Origin of the sequence: Enterobacter dykesii, assembly GCF_008364625.2 — a bacterium.
Taxonomy (GTDB): domain Bacteria; phylum Pseudomonadota; class Gammaproteobacteria; order Enterobacterales; family Enterobacteriaceae; genus Enterobacter; species Enterobacter dykesii.
The window spans coordinates 1,565,504-1,582,956 of sequence record NZ_CP126604.1; the positions used below are offsets into that span (position 1 = coordinate 1,565,504).

Sequence of the window (17,453 nt, forward strand, 5' to 3'; positions counted from 1 at the left end):
CGGCCTCAGAACTTTTGATATTCAAAATGCAGCTGCATACTCATGCTGTCATCGACAGAGGTCCACGCGACGATGGTGATCGCCAGCAGGAGATAAAGAAAAAAAAGACGGATCGCGATTTTCATCATTTAAAACTCTGTGCAATAAAGCGAATCATAGGAACCCAGGCCAGTTCGGAAGGGTGCAAACGATCCCAGTTCCAGCCATTCTGATAAGGCATGGCGTACATATCTAAATAAGGGATCTGGTTCTTTTCCAGAATGGTTTTAATTTGCTTATCCACCGGGCGGAAGGTATCGGTATTGTAAAGCGCCCAGGGATTAACCGGGTCGACGATAGCAATCACCTGCACGTGACGTTCTTTTAGCAGCTGGACGGTTTTACTGAACGCGGCGATTTGCGCAGGCACGACCGGCGTGTCATCCCACTGTTGCCGCGAACCGTCCTCTTCGTAAATCGTTTTGTCCATCCACAGCGTAGCCGGGCTCTGCTGGCGTTTTTTATTTAACTCGCGCGCATTCGCCAGCTCTTTATCCCAGTCGGGGGCAACGTGGGTGGTTGGCTGCTGCGGCCAGGGATGTACCGTCTGGGGCGTGACGTTGAGCAGCGCCAGCCAGTCGTTTTTTATCAGGGTGCAGACGTTGGCAAACTGGAAGCTCAGCTCGTCCCACATCAGATCGGGGTGCCAGCCAAAGACCCGCATTTGGCCAAAGGTTAAATGGCTTATTTCTTTACTATCAATATGCTTTAAATAATTAACCAGCAGCGGGCGCGCCTGCGGATCCTTCATCAAAGGATTAAAAATAGAGCCCGGGAAATTATCGGCATAGATAGCCGGTGGCAGTCCTTTTGAGTAAAAACTGTCAGGAGCCAAAAGTAAAACAACTTTACTGTTTGCGTTAAGGCTATTTTTAAAACGTGAGAACAGTAAAAATTGCGTTTCATCATCGACGAACGCATCGCCATACGCCACGACGGGTTTGTGCAATTGCTTATTAAAGTAATTATATACGGCGTAATGTTCATCCTCTGAGGTGGCAACCTCAGACGCGCCAATGAAGAAAATAGCATTCCCTTCTAAGGCATGGGAAATAGTCGCAATTTTTTCCGCCTGTTCTTTAGGCGTGCCCGCCATTGATTTAATCAGCGGCTGGAAGGTGAGGGGCGGATTGAAGCTCGTCACCAGCGGGTGAACACAAAGGAACAAAATGGCCAGGGTCGCCATCAGGATATGTAAGCAAAGCGTATTTTTGATTTTCATCATCAACCCGTAACACTGCATGGCAGTAATGTCTAAAATCTGCGGGAATTCAGATTTATAACAATTACACAACAAATGACCTTCTATTTTTGAGGCATTCTATACCAGAGCGATTTAAAAGGATGAGCGTTGCTATGTTACGGTATGTACAAGGTCGAGCTGAGTGACGTGAGAGCAGCGTATGGGTGATTTTTGCGCAGTCAAACGCCGGCAGGTCAAAATAGAAAAATTCCTGCTTTACAAGGGGCTAATAGATGTTTATAGTGCGCCTCACTTTGGAAGCGTGGCCGAGCGGTTGAAGGCACCGGTCTTGAAAACCGGCGACCCGAAAGGGTTCTAGAGTTCGAATCTCTACGCTTCCGCCAAATTCGAAACCCAGGTCGTTATGCGACCTGGGTTTTTTTATGCACAGAATCCCCTCCTTTTGATTGGTTAAAAATTTCTTAACGGGGAATCCTGGTGCAGCGGATACTGCGCCGATACTGCAGTGGCGTCTGACGCATCATCTTTTTAAAGCAGGTAATGAAATAGGTCACCTCGCTAAACCCGACTGCCAGAGCAATGGCGTCAACAGGCTCATCGCCGTACCGTAACAGCTCGCAGCTGCTTTTTATTCGCCGGGTCAGCAAATATTCATGGAGGGTACCGCCGGTCTGCTGGCGGAAAATTCGTGAGGTATAGCTGCGCGAAAGCCCCAGGTCGTGGGCTAGCTGGTCGAGCGAAAACTTGCTGGCATAGTGGGCTTCGACCCAGCTCATAATCCGCGAGGCGACTGTCTGCTGGCGCGGCGGGTAGGGCTGCGGCTGCTCGGGCAGAAACGTCATGAGCTGCATCACCAGAAATGCCACCTCGCAGGCCTCGGTCTGCTCGTAGCCCTCCAGGCGCTGAAACTCTTCAAGGATCCTCTCGATAAACGCCGCGTGCTCGCTGAGATCGTAAACCTGCGCCGCCAGATTGCTGGCGGCCAGCGCGGCGAACCGGGCCTGATGGCGCGGAAAGGCGCCGAGCGCGCTGTCGACGACCGATTGTTCAATGTGCATGGTCGTGCGGTGATAAGGGTTCTTATCGCTATGATCGACCTGCACTTTGTGCAAACGGAAGGGCGGGAAGATAAACAATCGCCCCGGACGGGCGGTGTAGTGCTGATTATCCACCACCACGATGCCGTAGCCGCTGGAAATATAGAGCAATTCAACGCATTGATGCCAGTGGTAGTACATCGCGCTGGTGGCGTTCAAGCGGTTAAATGAAATGGCCTGCCGATCGAGCGTAATGCGTTCCAGCAGTTGCGTTTCACCCATATTACCTCCAGAACAACAGATTTAAATTCTTAGGCCATCATTTGTAATTTATCCCCCTCGCGGCCGACAAAATCCAGTGAAAATGAAATGGCGGTTTAATTTTGTGAGTCTGCTCACTCAGCGCCGGGAATAAAAGCAGTTACTCTTCGTTCAGACGTCGCACTCGTGGCTTTAAAAAGCCTAATAACAATAGCTTATCTCTACCCTCGTGTAATGCGGGAGGACCCTATGCAACCTGAAAATATTCATCTGGATAATCCACTGACAAGCCGGGAAGAGGTGCTACGGCTGGTCAACGACATGCTGAACGCGGTGACGCCTTATTTTAAAAAAGACGCCAGCCGCATTGATTTAGCGAACTTTACCGCTCACTACGGTCAGCAGGTGGCGAGCATGGAAACGTTTTCCCGCCTGCTGTGGGGCGTGACGCCGCTGTTGGCTGGCGGCAGCGAGCCGCAGCACTTCTCATTCTATTTACAGGCGATAAAAAACGGCACCGATCCGCAGCATGCCGATTACTGGGGCGACGTCGGGTCTTACGATCAGCGAATCGTCGAGATGGCGGCCTACGGGCTGCTGCTGGCGCTGGCGGGTGAAACCGTACTGGCACACTTCACTGAGACGGAGAAAGAGCATTTATGGCGCTGGCTAAAGCAGTGCGAGACCCAGGAAATCCCCGATAACAACTGGCACTTCTTCCCGATTCTGGTGCAGGTCGGCTTCCATTATTGCGGCATGCCGACCAACCCGCAGGCGCTGGAAGATCATTTTGCTGCCATGGAGCACTACTATCTCGGCGATGGCTGGTACGCCGATGGTCCGGGACGGCCGCGCGACTATTACATCTCGATGGGGTTCCATTTCTATGGCCTGATTTACGCGAAGCTCATGGCCGGGGTCGATCCACAGCGCTGTGCTACGCTGAGTGACCGGGCCGCGCGTTTCTCCTCTGACTTCATCCATTTCTTTGCCGAAAACGGCGCGGCGATCCCGTTTGGCCGTAGCCTGACCTACCGCTTTGCCGAGGCGGCGTTCTGGAGTGCGGCGGCCTTCGCCGGGCTGGAAGTCTTTTCGCCCGGCGTGATGAAGGGCATCGTCCTGCGCCATCTGCGCTGGTGGCTGAAGCAGCCGATATTCGACCGCGACGGCATACTGAGCGTCGGTTACAGCTATCCGAACCTGGCGATGGCGGAAGACTACAACGCGCCGGGGTCGCCGTACTGGGGCCTGAAGACCCTGCTGGTGCTGGCATTAGATGAGGGCGATGCCTTCTGGCAGGCGGCTGAGCTGCCGCTGCCGCCGTTGCCCGCGCAGCACACGATAGCCCACGCGGATCAGGTGGTGGTACATCAGGCCGACCACCTGTGGATGCTGACGTCCGGCCAGCTGGAGCTGAACAACTTCGTGAACACCGAAGCGAAATACTGCAAATTTGCCTATTCCACCCGCTTTGGCTTTTCCATCGAACGCGGCCGCTACGGCCTGAACCATGCCGCGCCCGATTCGATGCTGCTGCTGGCCGAAAAGGATAACTACTGGCGTGGCCGCCGCGAGTGCCAGCACGTGGTCACCGCTGACGGCACTATTTACAGCCGCTGGCTGCCGTGGCGCGACGTGGTGATTGATAGCTGGCTGCTGGCGCTGGGCGACTGGCAGCTGCGCGTTCATCGTATCAATACCCGGCGCGCGCTGGACTGCGCGGAAGGCGGCTTTAGCCTGGCAAACCGCCCGCAGCCGCAGGTCCACGAGAGCGACAGCGCCTGCTGGTTACGCAATGCCCGGGATGTCTCAGCCATTTTCTGTTTACATCCGCACGCTCGCCGCGGCGAGACGGTGGTGACGCCGCCAAACAGTAATCTGCTGTTCGCCGAGCGCGCAGCGGTGCCAGTGCTGCGCGGCGAGCTCGACCCCGGTAAGCATGTGTTAATCAGCGCGGTATGGGCAGGAAATGCCGCCGACTTCGATCCGCAACGCTGCCCGCAGGCCTTCATTAGCGATGACGCGGTACGCTTCGTGACGGCACGACAGGAAACGACGCTCGTTCAGGCTCCGGAGGCATCGCTATGAGCACATCATCGTCCGTACGCGTCGCGCAGTACAAAATGAGTACCTTTATTTTCCTTTACTTCTTCACGTGGTCATCCAGCTTTGGCCTGTACGCCCTGTGGCTGAGCCAGAAAGTGGGCCTCGATAGCGTCACCATCGGCAGCGTGTTCGCTATTAATGGCGTCTTCGCGGTGGTCCTGAAGCCGGTGTACGGCTACATCATGGACAAAATCGGCATGAGCAAGTGGCTGCTCTATTTTGTCTGCGCCATTTCTGCGCTGATGGCGCCGTTTTTTGCGCTGGTGTACCAGCCGCTGCTGCAAAGCCATGCGATGGCGGGGATTATCATCGGCGCGCTGTATCTGAGCCTGGGCTGGTACGCCGGCGTGGCGGCGTCTGAATCTTACGCCGACCGCTTTAGCCGCCTGTACGGACTGGAGTTTGGCCGCATCAGAATGTGGGGTTCACTGGGCTGGGCGATGGCGGCGTCGGTCTCCGGGCTGTTGTTTAACGTCACCCCACTGGCAAACTTTCTCCTCAGCAGCGGTACCTCGATACTGATGCTGCTGGTGCTGATTAGCCTCAAAATCGGGGATGAACAGCTGAGCAATAACAGCGTCATTTCCGCTAATAAGATCGTCTTCGCCGATGTGCTGATGCTCCTGAAAAACCGCAAATTCTGGATGTTCAGCCTCTATGTCGCCGGGGTGGCGTGGATGATGTTTATCGCCGAACAGCAGTTCCCCCGCTACTTCGTCTCGTTCTTCGCCACCAAAGAGCAGGGGAATGCCTGGTACGGCTACCTGAGTACCGTCCAGTCGGGGATGGAGTTCGTGATGATGATGTTTATCCCGTGGCTGGTGAACCACTACGGCGCTAAGCGCGGCCTGCTGTTCTGCGGCTGCGTGGTCGGGGCACGGTTGATAGCCTCCGGGCTGACCAGTGACCCGATTGTTATCTCCATCATCAAACCGTTTTATGGCGTCGAGATCGCGCTGCTGCTCATCTCGGTCTTCAAATACATCGCCGAACATTTCCATCGTCGGGTTAACGCCACGATGTACCTGCTGGGCTACCAGGCGATGATTTACGTGGGTTCGATTGTGGTCGCCCCACCTGCCGGCTATCTGTACGACAGGATAGGCTTTGAGCATACCTATCTGCTGATGGGCAGCAGCGCCCTGGTATTTACGCTGATTTCCGCCTTTACGCTGTCGCGCTGCCAGTCGAAGCGCGATGACTCACGATCCTTTGCTCCGGCTTTAGATACCGCCCCGGTTGAACCGGCCAAACATTAATTCAGGAGTTGTTATGACCAAATCTGTTATCACCGAAGCGCTGCGGCCGATCGAACTGCATCAGGTCGATCGCCTGGCGCTGAGCCAGAAGCTGGAAGCGGCGTTAACCCGCATCACGCGCAAGCTCGACAAAAATATTGTCGCCTTCGGCGATAAGTTCCCCGGTGAGGCCTGTGAGAAGGGCGTCTGGCCGCGCACCGATAACGTGGAATGGACCACCAGCTTTTGGCCAGGCCAGCTGTGGCTGGCGTGGGAGATGACCGGCAAAGCGCATTATCGTGAAGCCGCCGAACGCTATTTACCGTCGTTCGCCCGGCGTATTGAGCAGCGCATCGACACCGCAACGCACGATCTCGGGTTCCTCTATTCGCTCTCCTGCATCAGCGCCTGGCGCCTCACCGGCAACGAAGCCGCTCGCCAGTCGGCGCTGCTGGCAGCCGAGCGCCTGATGGAGCGTTTTAACCCGACGGCCAACATTATTCAGGCGTGGGGTGATTTAAACGACCCGGAGCAGCAGGGGCGAATGATCATCGACTGCAATATGAACCTGCCGCTGCTGTACTGGGCCAGCGAACAGACCGGGGATCCGCGCTATGCGCAGGCGGCGACGGCTCATGCCGGACAGGCCGCGCACTATATCGTGCGTGAAGATGCCTCGACTTATCACACTTACTATATGGATGTGCAGACGGGTGAGCCGCGCTTTGGCAACACCCATCAGGGCTACAGCGATACCTCGTGCTGGTCACGCGGCCAGGCATGGGGCATTTACGGCTTCCTGCTCAGCTATCAGCACACCGGCGATAAGCAGATGGTGGAGCTGTCACGCAGCCTGGCGCACTACTTCCTCAACCGTCTGCCGGAAGATGATGTTTGCCACTGGGATCTGGCCCTGCTCGGTACCGACGCTGTGCGCGACAGTTCAGCGGCGGCGATTGCCGCCTGTGGCCTGCTGGAGCTGGTCAAGGCGCTGCCGACGCTCGACGCAAACCGTGCGTATTATGAAGAGATGGCGCTGCGTATTGCGCTGTCGCTGACCGATAACTACCTTGCTCACGACGACGATCCGACCGAAGGGCTGCTGCAGCACTCGGTTTATCATATGGGCAGCGGTAAGGGCGTCGATCAGTGCTGTAGCTGGGGAGACTATTTCTATCTTGAACTGCTGGCGCGGCTGCGACAGATTTGGCACCCGTACTGGTAACCCTTAAGCAATGGAGAGCAAAATGAAAAGCGTAGCCGTGCTATTAGCCCCTGGTTTTGAAGAAGGGGAAGCGATTGTCACTATCGATATCCTGCGCCGCCTGAATATTACGGTGCAGACGATTGCCTGCGGCGAGAGTCGCGAAGTGGTGAGCTATCACGCCATCCCTATGGTGGCGGACAGTACTCTGCAGGCCAGTCTCGATCGGACTTTTGACGCCGTGGTGTTACCGGGTGGCCCGCAAGGCAGCGTTAACCTTGCTAATAGCGCGGAGGTCATTGCCTTCGTCCGCCGCCACGATGAAGCGGGCAAGTATATCTGCCCGATTTGCTCCGCAGCCGCCCGCGTGCTGGGCGGCAATGGACTGCTGAAGGGACGTCGCTATGTCTGCTCCGGCGATCTGTGGAAAACAGTCAGCGATGGCATCTACGTCGATGCCGACGTGGTGGAAGACGGCAATCTGCTGAGCGGCCGTGGGCTGGGTAAAGTATTTGATTTCGCCTTTACCCTGGCGGCGCGATTGCAGGGCGATGACGCGTTGGCGCGCGAGCAGGCCAGCCATATTGATTATGCGTGGCAGCCGGGAGGCGTCTGATAACAAAGCCTTACTGGCATATCTGAAAAACCTCCGGCTGTGCCGGAGGATATTTATGGCGTTTTACAGCCCGATCACCAGCTCCCCGGAATGGCTCCGCGAACAGCAGAGCGCCACCTGCTGGTCTGCCGCGCTTTTTTCCGCCTCCGACTGCACGCTATCCCGATGATCCGCCACGCCGTCAATCACCGGCGTCAGGCACGCCCCGCAGATCCCCATCTCGCAGGAAAGCGGCACGTCCACGCCGTTTTCCTGTAATACCTGAGCGATGGTCTTATCCGCAGGCACCGGCCAGCGCTCCCCGGTGGAGGCGAGTTTGACCGTAAAGATCTCGCCCGCGTCACCGCCTGCGGCAGGCGCTGCGGGCTGGAACGCCTCGCTGTGAAGATGGGCGTCATCCCATCCCTTCGCCGTGGCGACCTCACGCACTTTTTCCATAAACCCTGCCGGGCCGCAGCTCCAGGCTTGAAGGCCTGCCTCAGCCGCCGGGAGATGCTCTGCCAGCGCCGAGCGCGGGCTGATGGTATGAATGTGGCACTCACCGAACCGGGAGAGTTCGCGCGCAAACGCCGCGCTTTCGCGGTTTCTGACGTAATAGTGCAGCGTAAACGGCGTTCCGGCCGCCTTCAGCTGCAGGGCCATCGCATACAGCGGCGTAATGCCAATGCCTGCCGCCAGCAGCAACACCCGCTCAGCCTGATGCAGCGGAAACAGATTGCGCGGGGTGGAGATCGCTAATTTCTGCCCGGGTCGCAGCGTCTCGTGAACGTAGCGCGATCCTCCGCGCGAGGCGGTTTCCCGCCCCACGCAGATAAGATAGCTCTCGTCTCCACACGCACCGGTCAGGGAATACTGGCGCACCGCGCCGCAGGGCAAGTGCACATCAACGTGCGCGCCGGGCTGCCACGCCGGCAGCGCGTTACCGTCTTCAGCCACCAGCCTGACGGCGAGGCTTTTATCACCCTCGCGCCACAGTCCGTCAACAATTACGCTCTGCATATCGGCCTCCGTCACACGAGGAAAAATTCGCCAAAGCCCATCTTCTTCAGTCCCCGACGGTAGGCAATTGAGCTTTTATCGGCGGGAATATGGGCTTCCAGCGTCAGATCCAGCGGCAGACTTTCCGGGCGCTGGGTTTCGACCATCAGGCGATCCTCTTCAAAAATGCGCAGATTGAAGGCATGTACATCCTCCACCGGAATATGCAGGTCAAAGTTACGCGCGATCGGCGCGAACATGCGGGTAACCCGTGACGAGACGGGCGATGCGGCGTTCATAATGACCAGTCTCGATTCTCCCGGAAAATGAATCGTCAGGGTGGCGGTAAACGGCAGGTGCATTTCAAAATGGCGCAGCCACTGGAATCCTTCCGGCGCCTGTATATCCGAACTGGCGGGATAGTTGCTCACGGAGCTCCAGTAATCTGCGACGAAGCCAAACGGCGTCTCCTGCGGCTGATAGGCGGGCACAAGCTGATTATTGGGATCGGCAAAGGTATCGGTGTGGATCCACGCAAAGTGCGCCACGTCCAGAAACCCCTCCACCTGACGCCCGGCAAAGCCGTTCACCTCAAACGCCGGGCAGTTGATCTGCTGAAATCCGTCGTCATCCCAGTGCGGCATGGTGGGCAGCGGCACAGGATTGTCCGGGTCAAACGCCAGGCAGGTCCAGATCAGGCCGAAGCGCTCCTCCACGGCGTAGTTAATCAGGTTCAGCTTCGCCGGAACGGGCTGGTCGGGGCTGGACGGAATACGGTTGCAGCGCCCGTCTTCTCCAAAGCGTAAGCCGTGGTAAGGACAGATTATCCCGTGCTCGTCGTGAAAGCCGAGCGTCAGCGGCACGCCGCGGTGCGGGCAGACGTCACGGGCGACCACGACCTGGTCGTGGATCCGGTAAATGACCAGCTGTTCGTCCAGCAGGGTCGCCTTGACCGGCGCCGGGCCGACGTCACAGGCGCGCGCGACGGGATGCCAGCATTTCGCCAGACGCAGCCAGTCCTCTGGCTCAAACGTGCAGTGGGCGGGTGGAGTCGGTTCTCTTTTCATGGTTATCCCTCCTACGTTCAGCCCAACGGGCCGCCCTGAATGGTCTCGCACAGGCCGTTTATGATGCGCTCTCCGGTCTCCTCTTTGAGCTCCTGATACCAGGCCTGCGTCAACGCCATGTCTTTCCCGTGGGTGACGTCGCAGCGCTTACGCGCCTTCAGCACCAGGTCGCGTACCCGGTCGCAGCGCAGCGCCTCGTACTGCCGCAGCGCCAGCGTAATGCTGTGGTTTTCGCGCAGGCATTCACCCAGCACCACGGCGTCTTCCATCGCCGCACAGCCGCCCTGGCCGATATCCGGCGTGGTGCTGTGCGCGGCATCGCCGAGCAGCGCGACGTTGCCGCGCACCAGGCTGTCGAACGGCTCGATATCGTGGATTTCAATGCGGTTGGTCGTTTCCGGATCCAGCGCCGCGATAAGTTTCTGCACCGGCGGCGCCCAGCCGCGGAAGTAGCCCGTGAGATCGGCGCGCAGGGTGGTGCGATCTTCCGCCAGGCCTGCGGGCAGCGGCACGTCAAAAAAGAAGTAGAAGCGTCCGCCGGAGACGGGCATCAGCGACACGCGTTTGCCTTCGCCAACGAAGGTGGTCCACTGGTGCGCCGGGGCGATCTCTTCGTCAATCTTCACCAGCCCGTTCCAGTTCACGTACCCGGCGTAGCGGCGCTCCGGGGTATACCCCAGCACGTAAGGGCGAACCGCCGAGTGGCTGCCGTCGGCGGCAATCAGAAAATCACCGGCTGCCGTGGTGCCGTCGGTGAAGATCACGCTTACGCCCGCGTCGTCTTCGCTTACGCGTTCGACGCGTTTGCCGAACTGCACCCTGTCGCGCCCCCAGAAGTCCAGCATTTCGCGCTGAAGCTCAGCGCGCGAGACGGGGCAGGGACGCCCGCCGGTACGCTCAACCAGCGGGGCAAGGCTAAAGCGGGTCAGGGTATCGCCGCGCCGGTAATCCTTGTAGGCCATAAAACGCATCGGACCGCCGTAGGTCTCGATGATGTCGCCCATGCCGAGGTGCTGCATGCATTTCACGCCGTTCGGCCAGATGGAGATGGCCGCCCCGACGGGCCTGATCTCTTTGACGGCTTCAAACACGGTACAGTCGATGCCCGCTTTCTTCAGCGCGACGGCGGCGCTCAGGCCGCCAATACCCGCACCAATGACGATTGCTCTCATGCTTCTCTCCTTTTGCAGGGTGTAATGACATTCAGCAATTTGCGTACCAGGCTGCAGAGTGGCGAAAACGGCGTTGTGAGAGAGACGGTTGCACTGCTAAGGTGCGTAAACGCGGTGAGCATGCCTTTTTTTGAATCAAAAATTTCCTGTTGAGCTACAGGGAATCGACTGTTTCACGCCCGCGCTCAGAGTGGCGTGGTTTGTGCAACAGCCCGGAGGAAGACAATAAAGGAGACACTATGATCGCACTGCACGACTTCAATCATCTTCCCCACGAAAAGGCGTTAGCGCTGATTCACCCCTGCGTGGCGCTCCCCGGCTGGGCCGATGCGCTGGCGCTGGGGCGGCCATACGACAGCCGGGACAAATTGTTCAGTACGGCAAACGCGCTGACGCAAAACTGGGACGAAGCGGCGCTGGCGCAGGCCCTGAGCGCCCATCCGCGTATCGGGGAAAAACCTGCAGGTTCACAGGCGGAGGCGGCGCTGTCGCGCCAGGAGCAGGGTGCGGTGAACGATCGCGATGCTGCCCTTGCCCGGGCGCTGCGCGAAGGCAATGCCCGCTACGAGGCCCGCTTCGGACGCGTGTTTCTGATCCGCGCGAAGGGCCGCAGCGGCGAGGAGATTTTACAGGCGCTGCACGCGCGGCTGGAGAACAGCGACGCGCAGGAAATCCGTGCCGCGCTGGAACAGCTACGGGAAATTACGCTGCTACGGCTGGAAGGAGTTATTAGCGAATGAGCACACTTAGCACCCATATTCTCGATATTTCGACGGGCAAACCCGCAGAGGGCGTGACGGTTCATCTGCAACAGGACGGGAACACGCTGGCCACAGGCGTGACCAACGCCCAGGGGCGCATCGCCGCGTTCATTCCCTCTCTGCCCGCAGGCAGTTACCGGCTGGTGGCGGAGATCGGCGAATGGTTTAGCGAAACCGGTCGCGACACGCTATACCCCTGCGCGCAAATTGATTTTGTGACGGGAGAAACGGCAGACGAGCATTTCCACCTGCCGTTTGTGATTGCGCCCGGCGGGTGGTCAACCTACCGGGGAAGTTGACCACACCCGCTCGCCGTTGACCCAGGTCTCGCTGATGTTGCGCTCGTCGCCGAGGGTCATCAGCACAAAAAGCTGCTCGTAGATATCCTGGCAGCGGCGATTGCGCAGGCGCTGCAGCGGCGTCACGTCAGGGTCGATCACCACGAAATCCGCCTCTTTGCCGGGCGCGAAGTTGCCAATCTTATCGTCCAGCCGAAGGGCGTGCGCGCCGCCCAGCGTGGCGTGGTAAAAGGCCTCGCTGGCGCGCAGGCGGTAGCTCTGAAGCTGGCCGACCTTGTAGGCTTCCCCCAGGGTGCGCAGCATGCTGAAGGTGGTACCCGCGCCGACGTCGGTGCCGATGCCCATTCGCACCCTGTGCTGCCAGCAGGCGGGCAGGCGAAACAGCCCGCTGCCGAGAAACAGGTTAGAGGTAGGGCAAAACGCCACCGCCGAACCGGTGTCATGCAGGCACTGCCACTCGCTGTGGTGAAGATGAATCGCGTGGGCAAATACGCTGCGCTCTCCGGTCAGGCCGTAGTGGTGATACACGTCCAGATAGCGCTCGTGCTCCGGCCAGAGGTCGCTCACCCAGGCCACTTCGTTGGGGTTTTCGCTCAGGTGGGTCTGCATCCAGGTATCCGGAAACTCCTCTCTGAGCAGGCTGACCGCCGCAAGCAGCTCGGGGGATGACGTCGGGGCAAAGCGCGGGGTAATGGCGTAGCCAAGGCGTCCCCGATGGTGCCAGCGCTGGATCAGCTCCCGCGTCTGCCGGTAGCTCTGCTTCGCGTCTTCGCTCAGGTAGTCCGGCGTGTGTCTGTCCATCATCACCTTTCCGGCGATCAGGCGCATGTTCAGGCGCAGGGCTTCGGTAAACAGCGCCTCGACCGATTCCGGATGCAGCGTACAAAACACCAGCGCGGTGGTGGTGCCGTTGCTCACCAGCTGGCTAATGAAAAATTCGGCGATCTCTTTCGCGTAGGTTTCATCGGAAAACTGGCTCTCCACCGGGAAGGTGTAGGTGGTCAGCCACTCCAGCAGCTGCTCGCCAAAAGCCCCGATCATCTCCGTTTGCGGATAATGGACGTGGGTATCGACAAAACCGGGCAGCAGCAGCCTGCCGCGCAGGTCGGTGTAGCCCTTGTGGGGGTCGAGATACTGCTCGCCCTCCTGCCACGGCATCTGCGCCAGAATTTTTCCGTTCTGTATAAACAGCACCCCGTCCTCAAGATAGCGCGCGTGTTGGGCAATCGCGTCTGCGCTGTCGCAGACCCGGGCAATATCAAAAAATGCGCCGCGGATTGCTGTCTGATAATCCATCATGGTTCCTGCCTTAGTGTTTGCGTAGCGGGGTGATAAGGCGCAGCAAGAACGGTGCCAGAATGAACGGGCCGCAGATAGGCTGCGGCCCGAGGAGGGGTTACTCTTTTTGCGTTGCCACGCGGGAGCTGAACGACGTCGCGCCCGCCGTCTCGCGATCTTCCCGCGCCAGCCAGCGGTAGGTCACGCCGCCAAGGAAGACGCCGATGAACCAGCTGAAGTTCGCCACCTCATGCAGGGCCGGGATGAAGCTAATCACCAGGCCCACGGCAACGGACGGGATCAGCGCGCCAATGGCTTTCGGGTTGAAGCCGTTGCGGTACCAGTATTTGCCCTTTGGCGTGTCGTCGAACAGATCGTCAACCGACACCTTGCCGCGCTTAATCAGGTAGAAGTCGGCAATCAGAATGCCGAACAGCGGGCCGATAAACGCCCCGAGCACGTCGAGAGTGTAGTGGATAAGCTCCGGCGAGTTGAACAGGTTCCACGGGGTTAACAGAATAGAGCCGACGGCGGCAATCATTCCCCCGGTGCGGAAGCTGATTTTCTGCGGCGAGCAGTTAGAGAAATCAAACGCCGGGGAGACGAAGTTCGCGACGATGTTGATCCCGATGGTAGCGGTGATCATCGTCAGCAGGCCAATCGCCACGGCCAGATCGTTGCCCACGCGGCTGACGGTTTCGATCGGGTCGGTGATCATGCGGCCAAACAGCGACTGGGTGCCGGAGACAATCACCACGGTGACGATGGAGAACAGCAGGAAGTTAAACGGCAGCCCCCAGCGGTTGCCGCGGCGGATCTCGCCCATGCTTTTGCCGTAGCGGGAGAAATCGCCAAAGTTGAGCAGCGGGCCGGAGAAGTAAGATACCACCAGCGCGGTCGCGGTAATCATCTGCCAGGTCTGCTCGCCCGCGCTCAGGGATTTGCTGGCGAGGGTGAAGGAGATCCCGTCAAAGCCGGTCTTGTATACAATCCAGCCTGCAAGGGCCAGCATCACCACGTAGACCGCCGGACCGGCGATATCAATAAAGCGCTTGATGGCGCTCATGCCGTGCCAGAAAACCATCGCCTGCAGTACCCACATAATGGCAAAGCAGATCCAGCCGAGATGCGACAGGCCCAGGAATGCGCCGGTAGTGAGCGAAGAGAGCGACGGCCAGAACTTCAGCGCCACCAGCATCAGGGCGTTGGCGGCCAGATAGGTCTGAATGCCGTACCACGCGAAGGCAATCAGCCCGCGGATCACCGCCGGAATATTGGCTCCAAACACGCCAAACGCCTGACGGCTGATCACCGCGTAGGGCACGCCCGCCATCTGGCTCGGTTTGGCCACCAGGTTGGCGCACAGCTGCACGATGCAAATCCCCACCAGCAGGCAGAGCAGCACCTGCCAGCTTGCCAGCCCGAGCGTAAAGAAGCTCGCGGCGACAACATAACCCCCCATGCTGTGTACGTCCGACATCCAGAAAGAAAAGATGTTGTACCAGCTCCAGTTCTGGTCACGCGTCGGTGCCAGATCCTCATTGCAAAGACGTGGGCTGTAAACCGCACCGGAATCAGCGGCCGTACCCTGCTGCGCGTTTTGACTGTTTGGCATGAAACCTGCTCCTGTGAATGAAAACCCGTTGAGTGGGAGTGCAAACGGTGTTGCAGGATCCAGGCCAAAATAATAAATCTTGTATGCAATATTTTATTTTTATGTATACGATTCGATAACGAAGAGTAAAAGACGGAGTGGTGAATGAACAACATAAACGCCCTGCAGACCGCGCCAGACCTGCATGACAAAGACGAATCGATCTTTCTGGCGCTGATGACCGCGATTGTCGAACATCAGCTGCTGCCGGGGAGCAAACTGCCGGAGGAGGCGCTGGCCGAGGTGTTTGGGGTAAGCCGCACGGGCATCCGCAAGGTGCTTCAACGACTCGCCGCTGTGCAAATGGTCACCTTAACGCCCAAGCGTGGTGCACACGTTGCCAGCCCGACGGTGGAAGAGGCGCAGCACATCTTCCGCACCCGCGCCCTGCTGGAGGTCGCCAACCTGCCGGACGTGCTGGCCCGCTGCCAGCCGCCGCACCTTGCCGCGCTGGACGCCATCATTCGCCAGGAGCAGCAGGCGCACGAGGCCTACGACGGCCCGGCGGCGATTCGCCACTCCGCCAATTTCCACATTCAGCTGCAGGCCATCTCCGGCAACCAGGTGCTGACGGAGATGGTGACCGGCCTGAGCCAGCGCTCCTCGCTGGTGATTGCCACCTGGGGCGCGCCGTGGCGTCAGGGGTGCCGCTGCAACGATCACGAACAGCTGGTGGATCTGCTGCGCCAGAAGGCGCTCCAGCCGCTAAGTGATGCCTTAATGCACCATTTTGAACATATCGTCGCCAGCCTCTGCTTCGAGCGTGCGGGCGAGTGCCTGCCTGATTTTGCCCGGCTGTTTGCCGGCCACAAGGAGTCGTAATGTCTGTCTGTATACAAGTGATCAACCCCAACACCAGCCTCGCCATGACGGAAACCATCGGCGCGGCGGCCCGCGCGGTGGCGGCGCCGGGGACGGAGATCCTCGCGGTCTGCCCGAGCGCGGGCGTGCCGTCTATAGAGGGCCACTTTGATGAAGCCATCGCCGCCGTCGGCGTCCTCGAACAAATCAAAAAAGGCAGAGAGCAGGGCGTGGACGGTCACGTGATTGCCTGCTTTGGCGATCCGGGCCTGCTGGCGGCGCGCGAGCTGGCGCAGGGGCCGGTGGTCGGCATCGCCGAAGCCGCCATGCATATGGCGACGCTGGTGGCGACGCGCTTTTCGGTGGTGACCACGCTGCCGCGCACGCTGATTATTGCCCGCCATCTGCTGCACCAGTATGGCTTTCACGATCGCTGCGCGGCGCTGCACGCTATCGATCTCCCGGTGCTGGCGCTGGAGGACGGCAGCGGTCTGGCGCAGGAGAAGGTGCGCGCGCGCTGTATACAGGCGCTGAAAGAGGACGGCTGCGGCGCCATCGTGCTGGGCTGCGGCGGCATGGCGACCCTAGCGCAGGAGCTGACCCTCGAGCTGCGCGTGCCGGTCATCGACGGCGTCAGCGCGGCGGTGAAGATGGTGGAATCGCTGGTGGCGCTGGGGCTGTCGACCAGCAAGCACGGGGATCTGGCTTTCCCGGAGAAAAAAGCGTTAAGCGGACATTTTCAGGCACTGAATCCATTTTAATTTTTGGGGGTGGCAATGGGGCTTTTTGAACAGAATTACCCGCGGGATCTGCGCGGCTACGCGGGCAACCCGCCGCACGCGCGGTGGCCGAATCAGGCGCGCGTCGCCGTACAGTTTGTGCTCAATTATGAGGAAGGGGCGGAAAACCACGTTCTGCACGGCGATGCTGGATCCGAGCAGTTCCTCTCGGACATTATCGGCGCGGCCAGTTACCCGGATAAGCACATGTCGATGGACTCCCTCTACGAATACGGCAGCCGCGCCGGGTTCTGGCGGATCCACAATGAATTTCAAAAGCGCGGCCTGCCGCTGACGGTGTTTGGCGTGGCGATGGCGCTGGCGCGTCACCCTGAGATCGTCGAGGCAATCAAGGGAGCGGATTACGACGTAGTCAGCCACGGCTGGCGCTGGATCCACTACCAGAGCATGAATATCAGCCAGGAGCGCGAACACCTGCACAAGGCGGTGCACGTGTTGACCGACATGTTCGGCAAGCCGCCAACGGGCTGGTACACCGGGCGCGACAGCCCCAACACGCGCCAGCTGGTGGTAGAGCACGGCGGCTTCGACTACGACAGCGACTACTACGGCGACGATCTGCCCTTCTGGACGGAAGTGGCCTGCAGCGACGGCTCCCGCAAGCCGCACCTGATCGTGCCGTATACGCTGGATGCGAACGACATGCGCTTCGCCACCGCGCAGGGGTTTAACACCGCCGAGCAGTTTTACACCTATCTGAAGGACAGTTTTGACGTGCTGTACGAAGAGGGGGACAGCGCGCCGAAGATGATGTCCATCGGCATGCACTGCCGCCTGCTGGGGCGGCCGGGGCGTTTTCGCGCGCTGCAGCGTTTCCTGGATTATGTGCAGCAGCACGAGCGGGTGTGGGTCTGTACCCGCCAGCAGATTTCCGACCACTGGCGGGAGGTGCATCCGTTTCAGAAATAACTGAGCCGTGTTTTGCCGGGTGGCGGCTG

Annotated in this window: 16 protein-coding genes, 1 tRNA gene and 1 pseudogene; 10 read left to right on the forward strand and 8 right to left on the reverse strand. The window is 59.2% G+C overall.

Annotation, left to right across the window (positions count from 1 at the left end; translation table 11 throughout):
• Positions 1-5: 5 nt before the first annotated feature.
• Entirely contained in the window at positions 6-128 is a 123-nt protein-coding gene (locus F0320_RS07330) for a hypothetical protein (RefSeq protein WP_023335174.1), read from the reverse strand.
• Entirely contained in the window at positions 125-1,261 is a 1,137-nt protein-coding gene (locus F0320_RS07335; RefSeq protein WP_149323894.1) for a D-alanyl-lipoteichoic acid biosynthesis protein DltD, read from the reverse strand. The genes F0320_RS07330 and F0320_RS07335 overlap by 4 nt, the downstream gene beginning before the upstream one ends.
• A 277-nt stretch (positions 1,262-1,538) precedes the next feature.
• Here F0320_RS07335 and F0320_RS07340 point away from each other — a divergent pair.
• A tRNA-Ser gene (locus F0320_RS07340) sits at positions 1,539-1,626 on the forward strand.
• Between the two features lie 78 nt (positions 1,627-1,704).
• On the opposite strand, the gene F0320_RS07345 is transcribed toward F0320_RS07340, so the two are convergent.
• Complete coding sequence (locus F0320_RS07345) at positions 1,705-2,562, reverse strand: AraC family transcriptional regulator (protein WP_126328178.1); 858 nt, start codon at positions 2,560-2,562, stop codon at positions 1,705-1,707.
• 228 nt (positions 2,563-2,790) lie between these two features.
• Between F0320_RS07345 and F0320_RS07350 the strand changes: the two genes are divergently transcribed.
• From F0320_RS07350 to F0320_RS07365, 4 genes are read left to right on the forward strand one after another with little or no spacing between them, the layout of a single operon-like run.
• Complete coding sequence (locus F0320_RS07350; protein ID WP_047652818.1) at positions 2,791-4,629, forward strand: DUF2264 domain-containing protein; 1,839 nt, start codon at positions 2,791-2,793, stop codon at positions 4,627-4,629.
• The gene (locus F0320_RS07355) at positions 4,626-5,906 is read left to right on the forward strand and encodes an oligosaccharide MFS transporter (protein WP_126328179.1); all 1,281 of its coding nucleotides are present in this window, start codon (positions 4,626-4,628) and stop codon (positions 5,904-5,906) included. Before F0320_RS07350 ends, F0320_RS07355 begins: the two co-directional genes overlap by 4 nt.
• A gap of 13 nt (positions 5,907-5,919) precedes the next feature.
• Entirely contained in the window at positions 5,920-7,110 is a 1,191-nt protein-coding gene (locus F0320_RS07360; RefSeq protein ID WP_047652816.1) for a glycoside hydrolase family 88 protein, read from the forward strand.
• 22 nt (positions 7,111-7,132) lie between these two features.
• The gene (locus F0320_RS07365) at positions 7,133-7,705 is read left to right on the forward strand and encodes a DJ-1/PfpI family protein (RefSeq protein WP_126328180.1); all 573 of its coding nucleotides are present in this window, start codon (positions 7,133-7,135) and stop codon (positions 7,703-7,705) included.
• Positions 7,706-7,768: 63 nt separating this feature from the next.
• Here F0320_RS07365 and F0320_RS07370 read toward each other — a convergent pair whose 3' ends face one another.
• The 3 genes from F0320_RS07370 to hpxO are packed head-to-tail and all read right to left on the reverse strand — an operon-like array spanning position 7,769 to position 10,922.
• On the reverse strand, positions 7,769-8,704 hold the full coding sequence (locus F0320_RS07370) for a PDR/VanB family oxidoreductase (protein ID WP_126328181.1): 936 nt from the start codon (positions 8,702-8,704) through the stop codon (positions 7,769-7,771).
• 11 nt (positions 8,705-8,715) lie between these two features.
• Positions 8,716-9,750 (reverse strand): molybdenum cofactor-independent xanthine hydroxylase subunit HpxD, encoded by a 1,035-nt coding sequence (gene hpxD / locus F0320_RS07375; RefSeq protein WP_126328182.1) that lies wholly within the window; start codon positions 9,748-9,750, stop codon positions 8,716-8,718.
• A gap of 17 nt (positions 9,751-9,767) precedes the next feature.
• Positions 9,768-10,922, reverse strand: a complete 1,155-nt coding sequence (gene hpxO, locus F0320_RS07380) for an FAD-dependent urate hydroxylase HpxO (RefSeq protein WP_126328183.1) — start codon at positions 10,920-10,922, stop codon at positions 9,768-9,770.
• A 239-nt stretch (positions 10,923-11,161) separates the two neighbouring features.
• Here hpxO and uraD point away from each other — a divergent pair, with 239 nt between their 5' ends.
• On the forward strand, positions 11,162-11,662 hold the full coding sequence (gene uraD / locus F0320_RS07385; protein WP_126328184.1) for a 2-oxo-4-hydroxy-4-carboxy-5-ureidoimidazoline decarboxylase: 501 nt from the start codon (positions 11,162-11,164) through the stop codon (positions 11,660-11,662).
• Positions 11,659-11,982, forward strand: a complete 324-nt coding sequence (gene uraH / locus F0320_RS07390; protein ID WP_126328185.1) for a hydroxyisourate hydrolase — start codon at positions 11,659-11,661, stop codon at positions 11,980-11,982. The genes uraD and uraH overlap by 4 nt, the downstream gene beginning before the upstream one ends.
• On the opposite strand, the gene guaD is transcribed toward uraH, so the two are convergent.
• Together guaD and F0320_RS07400 are read right to left on the reverse strand one after the other, a co-directional pair.
• Entirely contained in the window at positions 11,962-13,278 is a 1,317-nt protein-coding gene (guaD, locus tag F0320_RS07395; RefSeq protein WP_126328785.1) for a guanine deaminase, read from the reverse strand. The two genes, uraH and guaD, sit on opposite strands and share 21 nt — an antisense overlap.
• A 100-nt stretch (positions 13,279-13,378) precedes the next feature.
• Positions 13,379-14,875 carry an NCS1 family nucleobase:cation symporter-1 gene (locus F0320_RS07400; protein ID WP_029741848.1) on the reverse strand — a complete coding sequence of 499 codons (1,497 nt, stop codon included), beginning with the start codon at positions 14,873-14,875 and terminating at the stop codon, positions 13,379-13,381.
• Positions 14,876-15,019: 144 nt separating this feature from the next.
• On the opposite strand from F0320_RS07400, the gene F0320_RS07405 reads away from it, so the two are divergent.
• From F0320_RS07405 to puuE, 3 genes and pseudogenes are all read left to right on the forward strand, one after another.
• Entirely contained in the window at positions 15,020-15,736 is a 717-nt protein-coding gene (locus F0320_RS07405; RefSeq protein ID WP_149323880.1) for a GntR family transcriptional regulator, read from the forward strand.
• Positions 15,736-16,607: pseudogene (hpxA, locus tag F0320_RS07410) on the forward strand (allantoin racemase). The gene F0320_RS07405 and the pseudogene hpxA overlap by 1 nt, the downstream one beginning before the upstream one ends.
• Positions 16,525-17,424: an allantoinase PuuE gene (gene puuE, locus F0320_RS07415; protein WP_233443227.1), complete on the forward strand. Its 900-nt coding sequence runs from the start codon at positions 16,525-16,527 to the stop codon at positions 17,422-17,424. Before hpxA ends, puuE begins: the two are co-directional and overlap by 83 nt.
• The last annotated feature ends 29 nt before the right edge of the window (positions 17,425-17,453 follow it).

Coding starts and splice junctions, on each gene's coding strand:
- F0320_RS07330 (WP_023335174.1), bottom strand. CDS start 128: ATGATGAAAATCGCGATCCGTCTTTTTTTTCTTTATCTCCTGCTGGCG.
- F0320_RS07335 (WP_149323894.1), bottom strand. CDS start 1,261: ATGAAAATCAAAAATACGCTTTGCTTACATATCCTGATGGCGACCCTG.
- F0320_RS07345 (WP_126328178.1), bottom strand. CDS start 2,562: ATGGGTGAAACGCAACTGCTGGAACGCATTACGCTCGATCGGCAGGCC.
- F0320_RS07350 (WP_047652818.1), top strand. CDS start 2,791: ATGCAACCTGAAAATATTCATCTGGATAATCCACTGACAAGCCGGGAA.
- F0320_RS07355 (WP_126328179.1), top strand. CDS start 4,626: ATGAGCACATCATCGTCCGTACGCGTCGCGCAGTACAAAATGAGTACC.
- F0320_RS07360 (WP_047652816.1), top strand. CDS start 5,920: ATGACCAAATCTGTTATCACCGAAGCGCTGCGGCCGATCGAACTGCAT.
- F0320_RS07365 (WP_126328180.1), top strand. CDS start 7,133: ATGAAAAGCGTAGCCGTGCTATTAGCCCCTGGTTTTGAAGAAGGGGAA.
- F0320_RS07370 (WP_126328181.1), bottom strand. CDS start 8,704: ATGCAGAGCGTAATTGTTGACGGACTGTGGCGCGAGGGTGATAAAAGC.
- hpxD (WP_126328182.1), bottom strand. CDS start 9,750: ATGAAAAGAGAACCGACTCCACCCGCCCACTGCACGTTTGAGCCAGAG.
- hpxO (WP_126328183.1), bottom strand. CDS start 10,922: ATGAGAGCAATCGTCATTGGTGCGGGTATTGGCGGCCTGAGCGCCGCC.
- uraD (WP_126328184.1), top strand. CDS start 11,162: ATGATCGCACTGCACGACTTCAATCATCTTCCCCACGAAAAGGCGTTA.
- uraH (WP_126328185.1), top strand. CDS start 11,659: ATGAGCACACTTAGCACCCATATTCTCGATATTTCGACGGGCAAACCC.
- guaD (WP_126328785.1), bottom strand. CDS start 13,278: ATGGATTATCAGACAGCAATCCGCGGCGCATTTTTTGATATTGCCCGG.
- F0320_RS07400 (WP_029741848.1), bottom strand. CDS start 14,875: ATGCCAAACAGTCAAAACGCGCAGCAGGGTACGGCCGCTGATTCCGGT.
- F0320_RS07405 (WP_149323880.1), top strand. CDS start 15,020: ATGAACAACATAAACGCCCTGCAGACCGCGCCAGACCTGCATGACAAA.